This is a genomic window from Burkholderia sp. GbtcB21 (assembly GCF_019091065.1).
Classification (GTDB): Bacteria; Pseudomonadota; Gammaproteobacteria; order Burkholderiales; family Burkholderiaceae; genus Burkholderia; species Burkholderia pyrrocinia_C.
Genome location: NZ_JAGXKA010000403.1, coordinates 1 through 244, shown reverse-complemented (window position 1 = coordinate 244; position 244 = coordinate 1). Strand labels below are relative to the sequence as shown.

The window sequence follows — 244 nt, the reverse complement described above, 5'->3', positions numbered from 1 at the left end:
CCGTATCGGTGGGGCACGTACCCACAACCTGAAACCCGTCAACCTCGCCCTGCCGCGCCACAAGCTGATCGTGATTCCCGGGTTGTCAGGGCCGGGCAAGGCGTCGCTTGCGTTCGACACCCTTTATGCCGAGGGCCAGCGCCGCTACGTCGGATGCCTGTCCGCGTGTGCCCGCCAGGTCCTGCAGTTGATGGAGAAACCGAAGGTCGACCTGATCGCGGGCCTGTCGCCCGCGGTCTCGGAC

At 66.4% G+C, this 244-nt stretch carries 1 protein-coding gene; it reads left to right on the top strand.

The window, feature by feature from the left end; all coding sequences use genetic code 11:
- The coding region (locus KVT39_RS37200) for a hypothetical protein (RefSeq protein WP_217591511.1) at positions 1–244 on the top strand (244 nt) is incomplete at both ends.